This is a genomic window from uncultured Fibrobacter sp., assembly GCF_937877005.1.
In the GTDB taxonomy this organism is placed as follows: domain Bacteria; phylum Fibrobacterota; class Fibrobacteria; order Fibrobacterales; family Fibrobacteraceae; genus Fibrobacter.
On record NZ_CALEFV010000355.1, the window covers coordinates 1 to 1,923 of the forward strand.

Sequence of the window (1,923 nt, forward strand, 5' to 3'; positions counted from 1 at the left end):
CGCCCTTTCCGTTGCTGGTATAATCCACATTATTGAATGTCAGTTTCCACGCGGTATCGGAACAGGGAACATTGCTCTGGCTCAAGACCATTGTCGTCGAAGACTGGTTAAAACCGCCACCTTGAACGACCGTTATCAGGTTATAATATCCGCTGCCATTGACGGCAAAAGCCATGCTGCTAAGCAGTAGCACAGCAAACAAGCACAAACCTAATTTTGCCTTCATAAAACCCTCTAATCGTTCACCTTCTAAAGATATGTAAATTTTTCAAAAAAAGACATCCGGGGCATCAAAAAGTGTTGTCACTGTGATGTGGAACAACACGGGGATAGGCAAAAATGGGTAAATTTGCTAAATTTGGCGAAAAACCCAAAGGAGTCTGGAATGTTTAAGAAAATCGCACTCGCCGCAGCGCTCGTTTCTAGCGCCGCTTTCGCAACTTGGGACTACTACCCCGTTCTCGAAGCCGGCAAGGGTTCTGCCAAAGGTGAACTTTACTACGACTGGGACGATGATTGGTCCCAGGCCGGCCTCAAGGTGGGCGCCCGCTACAGCATTATTCCGAAGCTTGAAATTTCCTTACAGAGCTGGGGTTTCCAGTTCTGGGGCGAAACGGACTGCAGCGGCTGCGTGAACGGCGGTAGCGGTCTGCGCGACCTGACTATCGGCGCACGTTATCAGTTCGACCCCTCGTTCAACGGTTTTGTAGACCTTATTCTACCCGTCGGCAATGACGATGTCGATTACAACGGCATCAGCCGCACATATCCTCCTTCTAGCGAAGAAATCGCCCTCTATTTGGGCGGCCAGTTCAGCATGCCGATCAAGGAGGCTCCGGGCCTCAAGTTCGGAACCGAAGCCGGTTTGTTCTGGGGCTTTGAACACGACAACATCGAACGCGGTTTGGAATTGCACATGGGCGGCGAAATCGCCTATACCGTTCCGAACACCGAAATTACACCGCTCTTTGGCATGCAGCTCAAGTTCCGCCTTACCGAAAGCACTAGGGAAGACAACGGCGTCGAAGTGGGTGGCGACGACGATGGCGACCACCAGATTACCATCTGGCTCGGTTGCGGAATCTACGTAATCCCGAAGCAGTTGGAAGTCACCGGCAAGCTCTTTGTTCGTAGCGGCGACCAAGACAACATGGGCGGCGACGCAACCGGCCTGTACGTCGGTGCCGAATTCTTCTTCTAAGAAGAACTTAGTCGGTAGAGCTTAGAACTTAGACAAAAGGCGAGCTTTTCAGCCCGCCCTTTTTTTTGCAGTCTTCTAAGTTCTGCAGTGCCGAAGGCACGATCTAAGTTCTGCCAACTATTTCACGTCGTATTCGGGGATCGGCAGGCTCTCTCCGGCCTTCATCGCCTTGTCAAGCGCCGCAGACTTCGCGGGGTCAAGCCACCAGTAAACGGGAATGGCGTCTTCGCGGTTAAAGCGATCAAAGACTTTTTCGGGAGTGCCGTAGCGGTTCCAGTAGAGAATGCGGTGATGGTCGCATTGCCACATGAGCACATACGGCACGATTTCGGCGAGGCGGTTATCTAGTGCCTTCAGGATTTCGTTACGCTTCGCGAGGTCGAATTCAGTCTTCTGCAAGTTGATGAGGCTATCCACCACCTTATCCTGTACACCGGCCAGGTTGTTCGTGCCCTTCTGCAGTGCGGTTGTGGAATACCAGCTGGCTTCCGGATCGCGGAGGCGACCAGCGCCCCAGTTCACCCAGTAAAGATCAAAGTCGGCATCGTCAAGGCGCTTGCGTAAGGTACTCTGCGACATCTGTTCGATGGTCGCCACGACGCCAACCTTCTTCAGGTCTTCCTGGAACAGCGTGAGGTGACGCAAGTCTTCTTGGCTGGTGATAAAGTTGATGGTGAACGGCTTGCCATCCTTCTCGAGCACACCCTGGGCATTCACTTTGT

Annotated in this window: 3 protein-coding genes; 1 reads left to right on the forward strand and 2 read right to left on the reverse strand. The window is 52.6% G+C overall.

Annotated elements, in window-relative coordinates:
- On the reverse strand, positions 1-226 hold a 226-nt coding region (locus Q0628_RS15625; protein WP_298772595.1), incomplete at its 3' end, for a hypothetical protein.
- 159 nt (positions 227-385) lie between these two features.
- Between Q0628_RS15625 and Q0628_RS15630 the strand changes: the two genes are divergently transcribed.
- A complete protein-coding gene (locus tag Q0628_RS15630; protein ID WP_298772596.1) occupies positions 386-1,201 on the forward strand; it encodes a hypothetical protein in 816 nt (271 codons plus the stop codon).
- Between the two features lie 117 nt (positions 1,202-1,318).
- On the opposite strand, the gene Q0628_RS15635 is transcribed toward Q0628_RS15630, so the two are convergent.
- A partial coding sequence (locus Q0628_RS15635; RefSeq protein WP_366979179.1) for an ABC transporter substrate-binding protein occupies positions 1,319-1,923 on the reverse strand: 605 nt, incomplete at its 5' end.